Source organism: Mycolicibacterium xanthum, from assembly GCF_019710635.1.
Lineage (GTDB): Bacteria > Actinomycetota > Actinomycetes > Mycobacteriales > Mycobacteriaceae > Mycobacterium > Mycobacterium xanthum.
The window spans coordinates 1-407 of sequence record NZ_JAIFZS010000117.1; the positions used below are offsets into that span (position 1 = coordinate 1).

The 407-nt window shown below is 68.1% G+C and carries 1 protein-coding gene; it reads right to left on the reverse strand.

Features of this window, described 5'->3' with window-relative positions:
• A partial coding sequence (locus JDV09_RS26240; RefSeq protein WP_221372056.1) for a DUF222 domain-containing protein occupies positions 1-320 on the reverse strand: 320 nt, incomplete at its 3' end.
• Between the last annotated feature and the right edge of the window lie 87 nt (positions 321-407).

The following is a 407-nucleotide window of genomic DNA, read 5'->3' on the forward strand; positions in this document are numbered from 1 at the left end:
TCGGTGGTGCGCCAGTCGATGCCGCCGGTGGCCAGCAGCGCGCCCACCGCGGGCAGTCGCACGTCGAGGGCCTCGGCCGCGGCCACCAGCGTTCGCGCGGCGCCGGGGGTCATGTTCATCACCGCGGCCACCTCGGCGGCGGTGCGGTTGAACCCGCTGATCACCGAAGCCATGTCCTCGTCGACCGCCAGGCCGGCCTCGACCCGTCGCGCCAGCAGCTGCGCGATCGCGGCCAGCTTGCGCGCCATCACCATGGACTCCTGCCGGTGGGAGTCGTCGACCACCGCCAGAAGATCGACATCCGCCAATGTATCGAACATACATTCGAGTATAGATGCCGGGGACGACAGGATGCTGACATCTGACATTGGGTCCCCGGCTTCGATCCGTCCGATGAGAGATCGCTC